The sequence below is a fragment of the Acinetobacter sp. 1207_04 genome, from assembly GCF_052850415.1.
Genome location: NZ_VXCQ01000023.1, coordinates 1 through 15,497 on the forward strand (window position 1 = coordinate 1; position 15,497 = coordinate 15,497).

General features: G+C 36.1%; 14 protein-coding genes. 11 read left to right on the top strand and 3 right to left on the bottom strand.

Going from position 1 to position 15,497, the window contains the following annotated elements:
• The first annotated feature begins 220 nt into the window (after positions 1–220).
• The 4 genes from FW754_RS15580 to FW754_RS15595 all read left to right on the top strand — a co-directional run bounded on the left by FW754_RS15580 (position 221) and on the right by FW754_RS15595 (position 2,422).
• Positions 221–628 (top strand): roadblock/LC7 domain-containing protein, encoded by a 408-nt coding sequence (locus FW754_RS15580; protein WP_409512958.1) that lies wholly within the window; start codon positions 221–223, stop codon positions 626–628.
• A gap of 414 nt (positions 629–1,042) precedes the next feature.
• Positions 1,043–1,399 (top strand): roadblock/LC7 domain-containing protein, encoded by a 357-nt coding sequence (locus FW754_RS15585; protein ID WP_409512959.1) that lies wholly within the window; start codon positions 1,043–1,045, stop codon positions 1,397–1,399.
• A 117-nt stretch (positions 1,400–1,516) separates the two neighbouring features.
• On the top strand, positions 1,517–1,747 hold the full coding sequence (locus tag FW754_RS15590) for a DUF1653 domain-containing protein (protein WP_409512964.1): 231 nt from the start codon (positions 1,517–1,519) through the stop codon (positions 1,745–1,747).
• 84 nt (positions 1,748–1,831) lie between these two features.
• Positions 1,832–2,422, top strand: a complete 591-nt coding sequence (locus FW754_RS15595) for an O-methyltransferase (protein WP_409512960.1) — start codon at positions 1,832–1,834, stop codon at positions 2,420–2,422.
• 63 nt (positions 2,423–2,485) lie between these two features.
• Here FW754_RS15595 and FW754_RS15600 read toward each other — a convergent pair whose 3' ends face one another.
• Positions 2,486–2,692, bottom strand: coding sequence for a KTSC domain-containing protein (locus FW754_RS15600; RefSeq protein WP_409512961.1), 207 nt, complete (start codon positions 2,690–2,692; stop codon positions 2,486–2,488).
• 233 nt (positions 2,693–2,925) lie between these two features.
• Entirely contained in the window at positions 2,926–3,489 is a 564-nt protein-coding gene (gene ahpC, locus FW754_RS15605) for an alkyl hydroperoxide reductase subunit C (RefSeq protein ID WP_409512962.1), read from the bottom strand.
• A 297-nt stretch (positions 3,490–3,786) separates the two neighbouring features.
• Here ahpC and FW754_RS15610 point away from each other — a divergent pair, with 297 nt between their 5' ends.
• Complete coding sequence (locus tag FW754_RS15610) at positions 3,787–4,266, top strand: hypothetical protein (RefSeq protein ID WP_446325166.1); 480 nt, start codon at positions 3,787–3,789, stop codon at positions 4,264–4,266.
• Between the two features lie 480 nt (positions 4,267–4,746).
• Here the strand turns inward: FW754_RS15610 and FW754_RS15615 are convergent, their stop codons facing one another.
• Positions 4,747–5,751 (bottom strand): pirin family protein, encoded by a 1,005-nt coding sequence (locus FW754_RS15615; RefSeq protein ID WP_446325167.1) that lies wholly within the window; start codon positions 5,749–5,751, stop codon positions 4,747–4,749.
• 309 nt (positions 5,752–6,060) lie between these two features.
• Here FW754_RS15615 and FW754_RS15620 point away from each other — a divergent pair, with 309 nt between their 5' ends.
• The 6 genes from FW754_RS15620 (at position 6,061) to FW754_RS15645 (ending at position 15,424) form a co-directional block, all read left to right on the top strand.
• Positions 6,061–10,020 (top strand): DUF3418 domain-containing protein, encoded by a 3,960-nt coding sequence (locus FW754_RS15620; RefSeq protein WP_446325168.1) that lies wholly within the window; start codon positions 6,061–6,063, stop codon positions 10,018–10,020.
• Positions 10,021–10,067: 47 nt separating this feature from the next.
• A complete protein-coding gene (locus FW754_RS15625) occupies positions 10,068–11,183 on the top strand; it encodes a beta-ketoacyl-ACP synthase III (RefSeq protein ID WP_446325169.1) in 1,116 nt (371 codons plus the stop codon).
• Between the two features lie 115 nt (positions 11,184–11,298).
• Entirely contained in the window at positions 11,299–12,099 is an 801-nt protein-coding gene (locus FW754_RS15630; RefSeq protein ID WP_446325170.1) for a lysophospholipid acyltransferase family protein, read from the top strand.
• 58 nt (positions 12,100–12,157) lie between these two features.
• On the top strand, positions 12,158–12,565 hold the full coding sequence (locus FW754_RS15635; RefSeq protein WP_446325171.1) for a GFA family protein: 408 nt from the start codon (positions 12,158–12,160) through the stop codon (positions 12,563–12,565).
• Between the two features lie 429 nt (positions 12,566–12,994).
• Complete coding sequence (locus tag FW754_RS15640) at positions 12,995–14,500, top strand: flavin-containing monooxygenase (protein ID WP_446325177.1); 1,506 nt, start codon at positions 12,995–12,997, stop codon at positions 14,498–14,500.
• A gap of 84 nt (positions 14,501–14,584) precedes the next feature.
• Entirely contained in the window at positions 14,585–15,424 is an 840-nt protein-coding gene (locus FW754_RS15645; RefSeq protein ID WP_409512760.1) for an SDR family oxidoreductase, read from the top strand.
• Positions 15,425–15,497: the final 73 nt, after the last annotated feature.

Consider the following 15,497-nt stretch of genomic DNA (forward strand, 5'->3'; position numbering starts at 1 on the left):
TTATTTAATTAGGTATTGAAAGGAAACAACTCACAATATTACTTTAAATAATATTTTAGTTTTTGTAATGAGTTGAAATTAAATAATAAAACTTTTATACAAAAAAATTGGAAATAATAAATATATAGTATAAAATGTGACGCAATTCATATTATATATTTTGCTTGAAAAGTTCGAAAAGAATAGAGTAAAGGCGATACACATTTTTGTAGGTTCATACATGTTGAATATTAATTTATCAAGAAAAATGCCGGATGATTTTGTTAAATTCGGTGAAGAACAAATTAGAATGTTGTTAAATTCAGTATCAGGTATTGAATTTGTCATGTTGTGTTCTTCGGATGGTTTTGAAATTGCATTAGCAAATAAAAAGAATGTGACCAATTCGGGGAAAATTGCAGCAGTGAGTAGCTCTATTTTAGCAATGGTTACTGCATTTATTTCAGAAATTAACCTTATTGATTGTCAAACGATCACTTTAGATGCTGAAAATGGTAAAGCTTTATTGACAGCAATTCCTCATCCAAAGCACCCTTTGGTGATGGTTGCATTGACATCTAAAGATATTTTGTTAGGGCAAATGTTGTATGAAACAAAATCGACAGCTGAAGCACTTGTAAAATATTAATAAAAGCTTAATAAAATTTTATTAATATGTAGATTCATTAATATGAGTCGATAATTATTAAAAAATATATTTAATCTGCTTGAAATTATAATTTAAATGTGGCAAATTTTAATTACAGAATGTTAATTTGAACACATTAAATTATTTTTAATGTATTCAATTATAAAGATATGAAAACATTGAATAAAAGTATTGCAGTCAAAAATATATGTTTATGTTAATAAAAATTAGCAGAACATAAAAATAACCTGTTTATTTAAAATAGATATAAAAGATATTGAAGTTGACAGGTTTATTAAAATAATGAGAAATAAATAAAAATATTCATTTCTCATCATGAAGAAGGTTCTAATCAGCAAAATAAAATTGCCACTTAGAATAAACAATAATGTGAAACAAAAAAAAGGGAAGCTCATGGCTCGTATTACACTTGATCAATTAACAGATATCGATGGTTTCATTTGTGCTGCATTAGTAGATAGCGAAAGCGGTTTATCTCTTGCAACAGCTGGTACAGGTGTAGACCTTGAATTGGCAGCAGCAGGTAACACAGAAGTTGTACGTGCTAAACGTAAAGTTGCTAAAGCACTTAAACTTGATGACGAAATTGAAGATATTCTAATCACACTTGGCAAACAGTACCATTTGATTCGTCCACTCGATTCAAATGAAAACCTGTTCCTTTATCTAGTTTTAGACCGTTCAAAATCAAATCTTGCAATGTCTCGTCATGAGCTTAAAGCGTTTGAAAAAGAATTAGATTTTTCTTAAGTTTAAAGTTAAATTCAAAAAACTCGCTCTAGGGCGAGTTTTTTTATTTCTAGATGATTATTGTGCATTGTTTAGCGTATGATTTAACTTTATAAATACATTGAATAGGAGTCTAAAATTATGTTGAAACGTGGGATATATCAACATTATAAGGGGCAGTTATATCAAGTTTTTAATGTGGCAACACACAGTGAAACACAAGAAAAATTCGTGGTATATCAATGTCTATATGGTGACTATTCTATGTGGGTAAGACCACTTTCAATGTTTATCGAAACTGTAAAAAATACAGAGAATAGTGAAGTTCCACGCTTTAAATTGATTCAAGATACTGAAAAAATGGATTGAAAACGTGTAGGGAAAATATTGTCATTAGAATGACCTGTTTAATATGCAGAATGAGTCTGTATTGAAGCCTAAAAGGAAGATTATATGAGTTTGAGCACAAGTTTTTTAAGTCGTGTTAATGAGTTATATCAAGGCTTTATTAAGTTCGATGCAACACAAATCGATCGGTTAAATCGTTATCGTAACATTGAACCTGAGTCTGCTTTGTATTTGGCTATGCAGATTCGTATACAGCAGTCTAAACGTATTTTGGAAATAGGGACTTCTACAGGTTATTCAACACTTTGGCTTGCAAATGCTGCACAAGAAACCAATGGGAAAGTTACTACACTTGAAATTGATGCTTTGCGTACAGCACAGGCAAAAAAGTATTCAGAAGAATTAGATCTTGATCATGTTATTGATTTTGTTGTTACAGATGCACAGGATTTTTTACAGCATTCAAGTGAAGTGTATGATTTTATTTTACTTGATGCTGAGCGTGATGCTTATTTGAACTATTGGACATACTTACAGAAGATGATTCACCCTAAAGGTGGTGTGTTAATTGTTGATAATGTAATTTCACATGCATCGGAAGTAAAAAGCTTTATTCAACAAGTTAAGCAAGATGGTCGTTTTATGACGACAACATTATCTTTAGGTGCAGGCTTATTTTTAGTGATGTTTAAGTGAATGATTTTAACATGCATAAAAATCAGGGAAGTATCCCTGATTTTTAATGCTGTATGTGTGATGTTATAAAACGGATATTCTGGTGAAATGTAAGTCATATTCCAAATATTTATGTACAAAAGCAGTCTTATCATTACAACGTAGTAAATTATTATAAATGAACTCGGGCACTGGGTGATAAAGCTCACCTGAACCATTGTTATAGAAAATTTTTAAATACCGTGAAGAAGCACTGTACTTCCAAGAAGTCACGGTAATCATTGATCCCATAAGCAACCTCCTTAAATTTATCTTTGATTTTATATAAAAATTACTCTGCGTCTCTTGAAATTAATCTAAACACTTACATTGCTGTAGAGCAGTTTTGTAAATTATTTAGTTATTTTTTGCAATGAATATTCAATTGAGTAATAAGCAAAAAAAATGTCGTTATTTCTATAAAATAATGAATAAAAAACCACGCATAAAAGCGTGGTTTTTTATTCGTTCAGTCTAATTCTAAATTAGATTTTACCAACTAAGTCGATTGAAGGAGCTAAAGTAGCATCGCCTTCTTTCCATTTAGCAGGGCAAACCTCACCTGGGTGAGCGTGAACATATTGAGCAGCTTTAACTTTACGAAGAAGTTCTTGAGCATCACGACCGATACCGCCAGCGTTGATTTCAACGATTTGAATTTTACCTTCTGGATCGATAACGAAAGTACCACGATCAGCAAGACCAGCAGATTCGATTAGAACATCAAAGTTCTTAGCAAGCGTCCAATTTGCATCGCCAACCATTACGTATTCGATTTTTTTGATTTCAGCAGAAGAATCGTGCCAAGCTTTATGCGTGAAATGAGTGTCAGTAGAAACTGAATAGATTTCAACACCTAATTTTTTGAATTCAGCATAGTTGTCTGCAAGGTCACCAAGTTCAGTTGGGCAAACAAAAGTGAAGTCAGCTGGATAGAAGAATACAACAGACCATTTACCTTTAAGATCAGCTTCAGTTACTTCAATGAATTGACCGTTTTGGAACGCAGTTGTTTTAAATGGTTTAACTTCAGTATTAATTAAGCTCATCATTTTCTCCATGATAAAGGTTTACATCTAATTTGGACTTAGAATAACGAAAATCTTGTTATTGGTGAAATAGTATTTTTTCATCGCTAAAATCGGAAAAATGAATTTAGCTAAAATGGAACACTATTTTACACAGGTCATTATTTTGTACATTCATTGAGATCAGAATATGGAATATAAATGACCTATATGATGTCTGAATGACAAAACAATCTTAAACTCGGCATCTAACATGACGCTTTGTGTAAAATATTTCAAGGGCAAAAGAAAAAGAATTGAATTTTTAAAGAAGATAAAATGAAAATATTGGATAAAGAAAGTGATTGTTATGTTTTAGACCAAAGGAATTTGATTAATCAAGGTATTCGAGTTATTGCGGTACTGAGTTTATTGGTTGCATCGGCTAGTGTACTTTCAACTGAAAAAGCGTACTGTCTTTTTGCATATTATGGTAAAGACAGTATTGTTAATTTAGATGCGTTGACTGGTGGAATTTCTAAAGATCCTTCATTATTTGGCACATGTGGTTTTATCGCATTGAGTTTGTTTTTTCCACTTTTATGGTCTTATCATCGTGCTTGGTACACATTTTTTGTCATGATTTTGCTTATTCTACAAGGAATTTCCTTAAGCATGATTGAGTCTCCATCAATCGGTCAGTTAATGTATGACAGTATTGTTTATTGTCAAAATTATGGATTGTTGGCTTGGGTTATAGGGCAATGCATTTTTATGATTTTAAGTTTGATGTTTATATTTCACGAATTTAGAACATAAAAGAATGAGTGATGTGAATGAAATATATTCGATATTCCCCCATTTTTAGTTTGGTGCTGACATCATTGTCTATCTTAATGTCTTTTAATCATGATCCAGACATGGTGTATGGCAGGCTAAGGTTCTGCAGAGCTAATTTATTTTTCAGAACTTAACGGCTATATGACCAACGAACCTATTTTATTCGCTTATATTGCAATATTTGGTTTACTATGTGAAATGGTTATTTTTTTTAAATCAAAGCATTTATTTATAGTTCTCAATCCATTTTTTAATGCTTTTAGTCGTTCCTATGAATATATTTTTTGGCTACACTTTTTTATCGGGTGATCTACGACAGTATTCATTTATGTGATAACAATTGGCTATTTTTAGGCGTATTTTTTTGTTATTGCCTTATCTTTACCTGAATCTATTTTTTAGCGCACATAAAAAAGCCAATCCGTAGATTGGCTTTTTAAAAATCACATCAAATGATGGTTAGACAACTTGGTCGGGATATTCAACCTGTTCACCATTGCGATAACTTGCAATACGCGTTTGTTCTGGACTAAAAACAGGTGCCGCAGAGTCCCAAGGCCAACCACCAAAATGAGTTTCAAAGTAATGTGAAAATGCTACTTGTAACTCTTGTTGAGAGTTCAATACGAAAGGTCCTTGCGCTGCAACAGGTGCACCAATCGGTTCACCTTCAAGCCACAAGATTTTTGTCATGGTCGAACCTGCTTTAAGCACAATCTCTACATCGGGTTTTAACTCAAGTAAACGTTTTACAGGCGTGTTTTGTCCTGCAATATTTAAAGTATCACCTTCATAAAAATAGGCAAAACGTGTTGATGTTGCACTCGTTGCAGGAATGGTTAATTCAGTATTTGCATCAAGTGCGATCATGAAAATATTCACTTTATTTTCTTTCGCAAATGCCCATGAATGTGGCGGTTGTGCCAAACTCCAATGGTCATTAAATTGCCCTGAAATCACACGTACATCCGTTTTGCGTCCTTGAGCATTCGTGCTCACAACATGCGGAATATGTTCACGCCAAAACATTTTATAGACAGCGTGTTCTTTTTTCTGTGCAGGCGATGAGTTAAACCAAATTTGGAATAATTCCAATGGATTTTCTTTATCTTGATGCACAAGTGGGAACATTTCACTGTGTTCTACACCATTGCCTGTACTTTGCCATTGCACATCACCATCTGCATAACGACCTGAATTTCCTAAAGAATCAAAATGATCAACCGTACCTTGCTCGACTAAAGTAATGGTTTCAAAGCCAGTATGTGGATGTGCAGGGAAGCCAGGCACTGTTTCACCGTGATACATGCTGTAGCGTGCATCAGGAGTAGATGGAATAGTGGGTGCCATTTGTGCATTACCTTGAGGATAATGGTCAATATGATGCATGGTCACAATAAATGGGTCTTTTAAGCGAAGCTGCATTTGAATCGCTTCAGTTCTATAAATTACGTTGTTTGACATCATATTATCCTTATTCTGATACATTTAATTTGGCATAAATGTATATTGATTCACATATATTTGAGGGCGTTGTTATATTATTCAATGGCTAATCTGTCTATGTCGTGAGAACACAATTCATGTGCGTTTCAGCATGATTTTTTATGGTTTAAATTGATACGTTTGATCGATGATTTTTATTATTGTTAAAAGCCTTAGATTTTAGTGATTGCATGAAATGTAAATGAATTACGCTGTGTAAGACTATCTCTCATCTGCATTACAGCGTAAAATATGACGTTCAATTTTTAATTTCAGGAAAGTGCATCTGTGCCTAATCAGTTAAATGTCGATCAATGGGTCATGGTACGAGATCGCCATCGTTTAAGTCGGCTGAAAAAAGGTAAAGAGGCTAATCCTGAAAAATATGATGAGCTTTTTGAAAAATCAAATCAACAAGTACGCAAGCGTTTGGCTAGCCTTCCGACCATTAAGCTTAATCAAGATTTACCTGTCACGCAGTATGCCGATAAATTAATTGAAGCCATTCAAAACAATCAAATTATTATTGTGGCTGGTGAAACAGGTTCGGGTAAAACAACGCAGTTACCGCAAATTGCCATGCTTGCAGGGCGTGGCTTAACGGGTATGATTGGGCATACGCAACCTCGTCGTTTGGCCGCTCGTAGTGTGTCACAACGTATTGCGGAAGAAGTCGGTGAAAAACTCGGTCAATCGATTGGTTTTAAAGTTCGTTTTAATGAACAAGGCTCGAATGATTCTATTGTTCGATTAATGACAGATGGTATTTTACTTGCTGAACTGACCAATGACCGTTATTTAAATAAGTACGATACAATTATTATTGATGAAGCGCATGAACGTTCGTTGAACATTGACTTCATCATGGGCTATTTAAAAACGATTGTAAAAAAACGCCCTGATTTAAAAATTATCATTACCTCTGCAACCTTAGATGTAAATCGTTTTAGCGATTACTTCAATGGCGCACCAATTTTTGAGGTTGAAGGGCGGAGTTTTCCTGTTGAAGTGATTTATCGCCCAATTTCAGAAATGACTATTGGCGGTAGTGATGATGATGACTTTGATGATTTTGAAGAAAATCTACCTCGTGCAGTGGTACAAGCGGTTGAAGAATGTTTCCAGGATGCAGAAAGTAAAGGGCATCCTGAACACGCCGATATTCTGATTTTTGCAAGTACTGAACTTGAAATTCGAGAATTACAAGAAACCTTGCAAAAGTTTGGACCTAAACACACGCAAGTTTTAACACTCTATGCACGTTTGGCACTTGCCGAACAACAAAAAATCTTTAATCCATCAGGTGGTGGACGACGGATTATTATTGCCACCAATGTTGCAGAAACGGCCTTAACCGTGCCGAATATTCGCTATGTCATTGATAGCGGTTTTGCTCGTATTTCACGTTATAACTATCGTTCTCGTGTACAACGCTTACCGATTGAAGCAATTTCACAGGCGGCGGCTAATCAGCGTAAAGGGCGTTGTGGTCGTATTGCACCTGGTGTCTGTATTCGCCTGTTTAGTGAAGAAGATTTCCTAAGCCGTCCTGAGTTTACTGAACCTGAAATTAAGCGGACTAATTTGGCATCGGTGATTTTACAGATGCAAAGTTTAGGCTTAGGTTCTGTTGAAGAGTTTGACTTTATTGAGCCACCTGATCATCGTTTAGTGAATGATGGTCGTAAATTATTGATTGAATTGGGCGCAATGAATGAGCCAATTCAAAATAATTTAAAAGCTAATTCCACTCTTTCTCAAAGAGAGGACAGAGGAGATTTAAATAAAAAAAATCCCCTTCAGTCCCCCTTTGTTAAAGGGGGACTTAAAAGTGAACTCACCAAAATTGGTCTACAAATGGCAAAAATGCCGATTGACCCACGCCTTGCAAGGATGATTTTGGGTGGTGCACATTTTGGTGTTCTCAATGAAGTTCTGATTATCGTGGCAGCACTTGCTGTTCAAGATCCGCGTGAACGTCCTGCAGAAAAACAAATGCAGGCAGATCAAAAACACGCACTATTTAAAGAAGCTGATTCAGACTTTCTGTTTTACATTAAGTTATGGAATACGCTGACGGAAAACCGTGAAAATTTAAGTGAAAATAAACGCCGCACATTTGCAAAACAGCATTACTTAAGTTGGTTGCGTTTACGTGAGTGGAAGAAAACCCATGAGCAATTGGTTGATTTAGCGCAAGGTTTAAAACTTTCTTTTAATGAAAAACAAGCAAATTATGAAAATCTACATCGTGCATTACTGACAGGTTTATTATCTTTTATTGCCAATAAGACTGATGAACGTAATATTTTTATGGCAGTACGTCAGCAAAAAGCACGTATTTTCCCTGCATCAACCTTGCATAAAACCAATACGCCTTGGGTTATGGCATTTGAAATGGTAGAAACTTCTCAGGTTTATTTGCGAACTTTGGCAAAAATTGAACCTGAATGGATTTTACTTGCTGCACCTAATTTATTGAAACATCATTATTTTGAACCGCATTGGGCGAAAAAGCCTGGTGTGGTGAATGCTTATGATCAGATTTCGTTATTTGGTTTGATTATTGAGCCAAAGCGTCCGACCAATTATGAAAAAGTTGATCAGCCTGCTGCGCATGAGATTTTCCTACGTGATGCATTAACTACAGGTAATTTAGGTATATCACCACCATTTTTAAGACATAATTTACTTAAACTTGAAGAAGCTGAGCGTGTTGAAGATAAATTACGTCGTCGTGATTTAGTGGTCGATGAAGAAACGATTTATCAATTTTACGCAGCTAAAGTGCCAACTGAAATTGCGAGTCGCCGTAGTTTCGAAGATTGGCGAGCGACAGTAGAATTAAAAAATCCGCGCTATTTATTTGCCGAAGACGATGATCTATGGATGAACGACCGTCCAACAACGCAACAATTCCCTGATTATTTACATAATGGTCAGTTACGTCTTGCTGTAAGTTATCGCTTTGATCCAAGTCATGATGAAGATGGTGCAACAGTTAAAATTCCTGTACAAGCCTTACCACAAGTCGATGAAAATATTTGGTCATGGGGCATTCCTGGATGGCGTTTAGATTTAATTGAAGCATTGTTAAAAGCTTTGCCTAAAGATAAGCGACGCAATTTAGTACCGATTCCCGATACAGCTAAAAAGTTGCTGAACGCAGTAGATGCGCAGCATTTAAATGGGCATATCTTTGATTTTCTTGCCTATCAATTGCGTGGTGATCAAATCACTGCAAAAGATTTTTCTTTTGAGCGTATTGATCAATATTTGATTCCATTCATTATTGTGGTAGATGAAAAAGGTCGCACGATTGAAAAGGGTCGCCACCTTGATGAACTAAAAGCTCGCTGTCGCAGTGAAACTCATAGTCCTGTAAAGCAATTGAAAGGTGAGTTTAAAACTTTCCCCGATTCATTTGTTTTTGAAGCCTCTCAAAAAGTGACAGGCGTAGTCGTCAAGCAATATCAGGCACTTGTACCCACGAAAGACTTCTCAAAACTTGATGCGAAAGATGAATCAGGCGTGGTGATTCAAACTTTTAATGATCAAAATGAAGCGATTAAGCAGCATAGAGAAGGTGTGATCCGTCTCGTTCACATGCAATTGGGCGATTTGATTCGTCAGTTGAAAAAGCAAATTTCAAAACCTTTGGCATTGGCATATTCACCTTTGGGCGATAAGGCTCAACTTGAGCAAATGCTTGTCTACGCAACTTTACAAATGACAATCAAAGATTTACCGATTAATGCTGAAGAATTTGCGACATTATTGCTAGAACTCAAAAAGACATTCCTCAGTCATGGCCAAGATGCTTTGAAAATGATTAGTGAAATTTATATTCAATGGCAAGAAATTCGTCAAAAATTGTTGATGTTAGATCAAGGCGTTTTCGGCAAGAGCATGGATGATATTGAAGATCAGTTAGATTTAATGGATTTATCTCATTTTGTGTATAGTAAACCTTCCGATATATGGCAGGAATATCCACGTTATTTAAAAGGATTATTATTGCGTTTAGATCGTTTGCCGAATAATCTAAAACGAGATGAGGATGCGATTAAAGAGATTGATCCGTGGATGGATAAGTTATTTAAATTTAAAAATGATATGCGTTTAAAAGAATTGTATTTCATGGTTGAAGAGTTACGAATTTCATTATTTTCACAGCCAATGAAAACCAAAATGCCGATTTCGCCTACACGCTTGCAAAAAGTTTGGGAAAAGCTCGGAATCAGTTAGAATAGAAACAATTTGAAATATTTGTAAATTAGGAAAAGGAGTTTTACATGGGCATCCGAATTACAGGTACAGGTCTTTACCATCCTGAAGAAGTGATTACCAATGAAGAGTTGGTTGAAAGTTTAAATGCTTATGTGGAACAATTTAACAGCGAAAATGCTGCAAAAATTGAATCGGGTGAGATCGATGCTCGTCGAGGTTCAAGTGCTGAATTTATTGAGAAAGCATCAGGTGTTAAACAACGCTATGTAATTGAAAAATCAGGCGCATTAGACATTAATCGTTTACGTCCTCGCCTTGAAGAACGCGCTGATGAAGAGCTTTCAATTCAAGCAGAGTGGGGTGTTCTTGCTGCAAAAGAAGCGATGGAAAATGCAGGTGTTACGGCTGAAGATATTGATGTGGTAATTTTGGCATGTTCAAATTTACAACGCGCATATCCTGCTGTTGCGATTGAAATTCAAACAGCACTTGGTATTCAAGGCTATGCGTATGACATGAATGTAGCATGCTCTGCTGCAACATTTGGTTTGAAACAATCTTATGATGCGATTAAGTCAGGTGCACGCCGTGTATTGTTAGTCAATGTTGAAATTACATCAGGTCATACTGATTACCGTTCACGTGATTGTCATTTTATTTTTGGTGATGTTGCAACAGCATCTATTGTTGAAGAAACCATAACTAAAACAGGTTTTGAAATTGTAGATACACATTTATTCACGCAATTCTCAAATAACATTCGCAATAACTTTGGTTTCTTAAACGGCTCTGAATTGACTTCTCGTGATGATAAACAATTCCGTCAAGATGGGCGTAAAGTGTTTAAAGAAGTGTGCCCACTTGTTGCAAAAATCATTACCAAGCAATTGGCTAAAAATGAGATTGAACCAGCCAATGTAAAACGTTTTTGGTTGCATCAAGCCAATGCCAATATGAATGAATTGATTCTAAAATTGGTTGTGGGTAAAGAAGCTGCTGAAGCTGATCCTGCCTTGGTTCCCATTATTTTGGATGAGTTTGCCAATACGTCTTCAGCAGGTGTAATCATTGCATTGCATCGTACGGCTGATCAAGTGAATGACGGGGAATATGGCGTACTGTGTTCATTTGGTGCGGGTTATTCTGTCGGTTCGATTCTTGTTCAAAAGCGTGTAGTTTGATTATTTCTAAATCTCTCCCTCTTGCGTAGCGTCGCTACTCACCTTTGAAAAAGAGGGTAACTCCTCCCTTTGCTAAAGGGAGGTTGGGAGGGATTAAGTTGTTTAGGAAGACAACATGACCCAAAAAAAACTAGAAATACAACATAATCCAAAATTATTACGTGCAATCAGTGCATTGCAACGCTTTTATTTTCGCCCGACATTCTTAGGTACAGAAAATCTTAACTCCAATAAACCTGCGATGTATGTGGGTAACCATACGATTTATGGCGTACTGGATTCTCCAATTCTGATCGATTATTTATTCAACGAACATAAAATTGCCATCGTGAGTTTGGCAGATCACATGCATTTTCACATCCCTCTATGGAAAGAAGTCGTAAAGCGAGTTGGTGGGGTTGATGGTGTTCAAGAATATGTCAAAGAAGCGATGCGTCAAGGTTATTCTATTCTTGTTTTTCCTGGGGGTGGTCGTGAAGTGATTAAACGCAAAGGTGAGGCATATCAACTTATTTGGAAACAACGGTTTGGTTTTTTAAAATTGGCACAAGAATTTGGCTATGATATTGCACCTTTTGTGGCTTTAGGTGGTGATGAAGTTTTTGAATTAGGTTTTGATGCCAATGTTTTACTCAGACAGAAATGGTTCAATAAAATTTTAAGCCAACCTAAAATTGGAAAATTTCTAAGAAATGGTGAGGTAATTCCTTCTATTCCAAAGCATATTATTCCGAAAAGGATACCATTCTATTTTAAATTTATGCCTCGACTTCCAATTTCTCAGATCGAAACCATGGATGATATGATTGATTTTCGAGATGAATTACAAACTTTGCTTTATGCCGAAATTGAAAATTTAAAGCAGTATCGTAAACTCGATATTCAACAAAAAAGTAAGAGTGAAAGAGAAAGCTAAAATGGGAATATTCGAAGTTTAGGTGGACTGACTACATAACGATAATATTGGAAAAACCATGTACACAGCATCCTGCCTTTGCAATGGCATACAACTCAAAATAAACGCTGAAATTTCACAGATTTTTATCTGCCATTGTCAGCAATGTCAAAAAGCACAAGGAACAGCTTTTGTTGCGATTACGCCTATTCAAATGAAAGATTTAATAATCACTCAAGGTCAAAATTTGCTTGGTGAATACTATGCTACGGAGAATAAAAAGCGAGTATTTTGTCGAAGATGTGCATCGCCATTATATAGCGCACGTTCTGATTTACCTGATGTTATCCGTTTGCGCGTGGGTATTATTAACGAAGTACTCAATATTGAAATAACATCACACGCATTTACGAGTGAAAAGGCGGATTGGTTTGAGATTTTAGATGATCATCCGCAGTTTACTCAGCATGTTCAGCCATCACAATAAAATGAATTTATTCACTTAAGAAGAAGGTGGGGCAAATACGCTCTTTTTAGCGATTGGTTTTTAGGGTGGAAGGGGTCAGACAAGGCGGAAAAATTTTATAAGCATCGCGATTGTTAATTCTAGTGCGAATGACACATGAGCCAGCAAAGTCAGGTTATCGTTTGTGGATGGATGATTTCCGTTATAACTGGACATTTTTGCAATTATTACGACAAAATTTTGAAATTGATATTCGGAACTTGATTCTTTGCCGGGCGATGATGATCTACAAGTGAATTTGAAAAAGCCCAATATAGAGCTGAAAAGATTGTTGTCCTAAATCAGTTCAGATTGGCAAAAAATCTTAAAATTTCTACAAGATGGGAAATTGACAATGTTCAACACTTTTGTAATGGTGTGCTTTGGTATGAATTTTAAGCGATGAAAGCAATGGAAGCAAATAACAAGACAAATAACGATCCGAATTTTTATCGTGTCATTGTGGTTGGTGGTGGTTTTGCAGGTGTAGGTGCTGCTATTAAGCTCAAAGAAGCAGGTATAGAAGATTTTATCTTACTTGAAAAAGCGCATGAAATGGGTGGGGTCTGGCGTGAAAATACCTATCCGGGCTGTGCTTGTGATGTACCATCAGCATTATATTCTTATTCATTTGCACCGAATCCTGCATGGTCGCGTGTATTTGCTGAGCAAAAAGAAATTAAACAGTATTTGTTTGATGTCGTTGAACATTATGATGTGATGCCGCATGTCCGTTTAAACTGTGAAGCCTTAAAAGCGCAATGGTGTGACGTAGAGAACTGTTGGATTATCCAAACAGCACAAGGGGAGTTGCGCTCGCAATTTGCTATTTTAGCTTGTGGTCCAATGCATGAGCCTGTATTACCAAAAGTAAAAGGTATTGAGGATTTTAAAGGTGAGATTTTTCACTCATCGCAGTGGCGGCATGATCTTGATTTGACAGGAAAACGTGTGGCTGTGATTGGTACAGGCGCATCTGCAGTTCAATTTGTACCACAAATTCAACCTTTGGTTGAAAATTTGACTATTTTCCAACGTACAGCACAATGGATTTTACCTAAATCAGATATGCCATTAGTTAAACCCTTACGTACACTGTTTAAATTACTACCAATCACACAACAACTGATGCGTGGTTCGGTATATGGAATATTTGAAACGATTAATGGTGGGATTCAAAGTACAGCAGCCATGAGGGAATTTCAAAAATTGGCACAATGGCATCTCAATCACTACATTAAAGACAAGACTTTACGTGCCAAATTGACTCCGAATTTTATTATTGGTTGTAAGCGTATTTTACAATCGAATAATTGGTATCCGAGCTTGGCACAGCCGAATGTTGATGTCATTGCGAGTGGCTTAGCAGAAGTACAAGGCAATGTATTGATTGCAAGCAACGGTGAACGGGCTGAAGCAGATGTGATCATTCTTGGAACGGGTTTTGAAATTGCTGAACCACCTATTGCCAATCGAGTTTATAACCGTTTTGGGCAACGTATGTCTGAAGTTTGGCAGGGGAGTCCTGAGGGCTATATGGGCACGATGGTTGCCGATTGTCCAAATGGTTTTTTGATGTTTGGTCCAAATGTCGCTGTTAGTTCTTCTGCATTTATTATCATTGAAGCACAGTTGAATTACATCGTTGATGCATTAAAACAGGCAATTGAACTCGATATTCAAACCATTGAAACGGATCCGTTTGTTATGCAATTGTTTAATGAAAAAGTTCAGGCTGCTTTGCAAAAAACGGTTTGGAATACGGGTGGTTGTCAGAGTTATTTTATTGATCGAAATGGGCGTAATAGTACAGTATGGCCGTGGACGACCTTTAAATTAAAAGAACAAATGCATCGATTTAATCTTGAAGAGTATCGTATAGATTATCATGCAGAGGTAGAAAAAGCTGATTTATAAATTCTAGGAATACATGTTTACATATATAAATTTAAAGGATGAATTTATAAAAATACTTTTAAAATGAAATTAAGGAAAATAAAAATGTTCAACAAACAAAAATTAATAGGCAAAGTGATTGCGATTACAGGTGGCGCACGAGGTATTGGTTTGGCTACAGCAGAAACTTTAATTGCTCAAGGTGCGCAAGTCTGTATTGGTGATTTAGATTTTGAGCTTGCAGAGCAACAAGCAAAGCGAATTGGTGCAAAAGCATTTGCGTTAGATGTGCGAAACCCTGAAAGTTTTAAAATTTTTATAGAGGATACCATTCAGCATTTTGGTGGTTTGTATGCTTTAGTGAATAATGCGGGCATTATGCCAATGGGTGCTTTTTTAGATGAATCGGCAGTACTGACGGATACACAAATTGATATCAATTTACGGGGTGTTATTTATGGAATGAAACTTGTACTGCCGACATTATTACAACAAAAGCAGGGACATATCATTAATGTATCCTCACTTGCAGGTTATTTTGCATTACCAGGTTCTGCAGTTTATTCAGCGACTAAATACGCCGTGATTGGTTTGACGGAAGGGGTTGCTGGTGAACATCGAGATTCAGGGGTAAGTTTTACCGCCATTTTACCAAGTAAAGTACTGACAGAACTGTCCTCGGGAACGGAGGAGGCGGGTAAGGTAATTCCATCGGTGACGCCACAACAAGTGGCAGATGCGATTTTACTGACCTTATTAAAGCCTAGGTTATTCATCGCTGTGCCTGATTATTTACGTTTGGTACATCGTAGTTATATTGCATTACCACAATGGGCACAAAAAGGCGCACGTCGTATTTTAAAAGATCAACGGATTTTGACACAGCTTGATCATCAAACTCGTGCAGGCTATGAGCATCGCTTAAATGATCTCATCGGAAAATAAAACGATAAACATGCTAGCTAAGAAGATCTTGATTTAAAAAGCTTGATCTGCTTGAGGCTCTTAAAATTGTACA

Excerpts from the sequence above, each read along its gene's own strand:
- FW754_RS15640 (WP_446325177.1), top strand. The coding sequence starts at position 12,995 with ATGGAAGCAAATAACAAGACAAATAACGATCCGAATTTTTATCGTGTC.
- FW754_RS15595 (WP_409512960.1), top strand. The coding sequence starts at position 1,832 with ATGAGTTTGAGCACAAGTTTTTTAAGTCGTGTTAATGAGTTATATCAA.
- FW754_RS15625 (WP_446325169.1), top strand. The coding sequence starts at position 10,068 with ATGGGCATCCGAATTACAGGTACAGGTCTTTACCATCCTGAAGAAGTG.
- FW754_RS15580 (WP_409512958.1), top strand. The coding sequence starts at position 221 with ATGTTGAATATTAATTTATCAAGAAAAATGCCGGATGATTTTGTTAAA.
- ahpC (WP_409512962.1), bottom strand. The coding sequence starts at position 3,489 with ATGAGCTTAATTAATACTGAAGTTAAACCATTTAAAACAACTGCGTTC.
- FW754_RS15600 (WP_409512961.1), bottom strand. The coding sequence starts at position 2,692 with ATGGGATCAATGATTACCGTGACTTCTTGGAAGTACAGTGCTTCTTCA.
- FW754_RS15585 (WP_409512959.1), top strand. The coding sequence starts at position 1,043 with ATGGCTCGTATTACACTTGATCAATTAACAGATATCGATGGTTTCATT.
- FW754_RS15645 (WP_409512760.1), top strand. The coding sequence starts at position 14,585 with ATGTTCAACAAACAAAAATTAATAGGCAAAGTGATTGCGATTACAGGT.
- FW754_RS15615 (WP_446325167.1), bottom strand. The coding sequence starts at position 5,751 with ATGTCAAACAACGTAATTTATAGAACTGAAGCGATTCAAATGCAGCTT.
- FW754_RS15635 (WP_446325171.1), top strand. The coding sequence starts at position 12,158 with ATGTACACAGCATCCTGCCTTTGCAATGGCATACAACTCAAAATAAAC.
- FW754_RS15630 (WP_446325170.1), top strand. The coding sequence starts at position 11,299 with ATGACCCAAAAAAAACTAGAAATACAACATAATCCAAAATTATTACGT.
- FW754_RS15610 (WP_446325166.1), top strand. The coding sequence starts at position 3,787 with ATGAAAATATTGGATAAAGAAAGTGATTGTTATGTTTTAGACCAAAGG.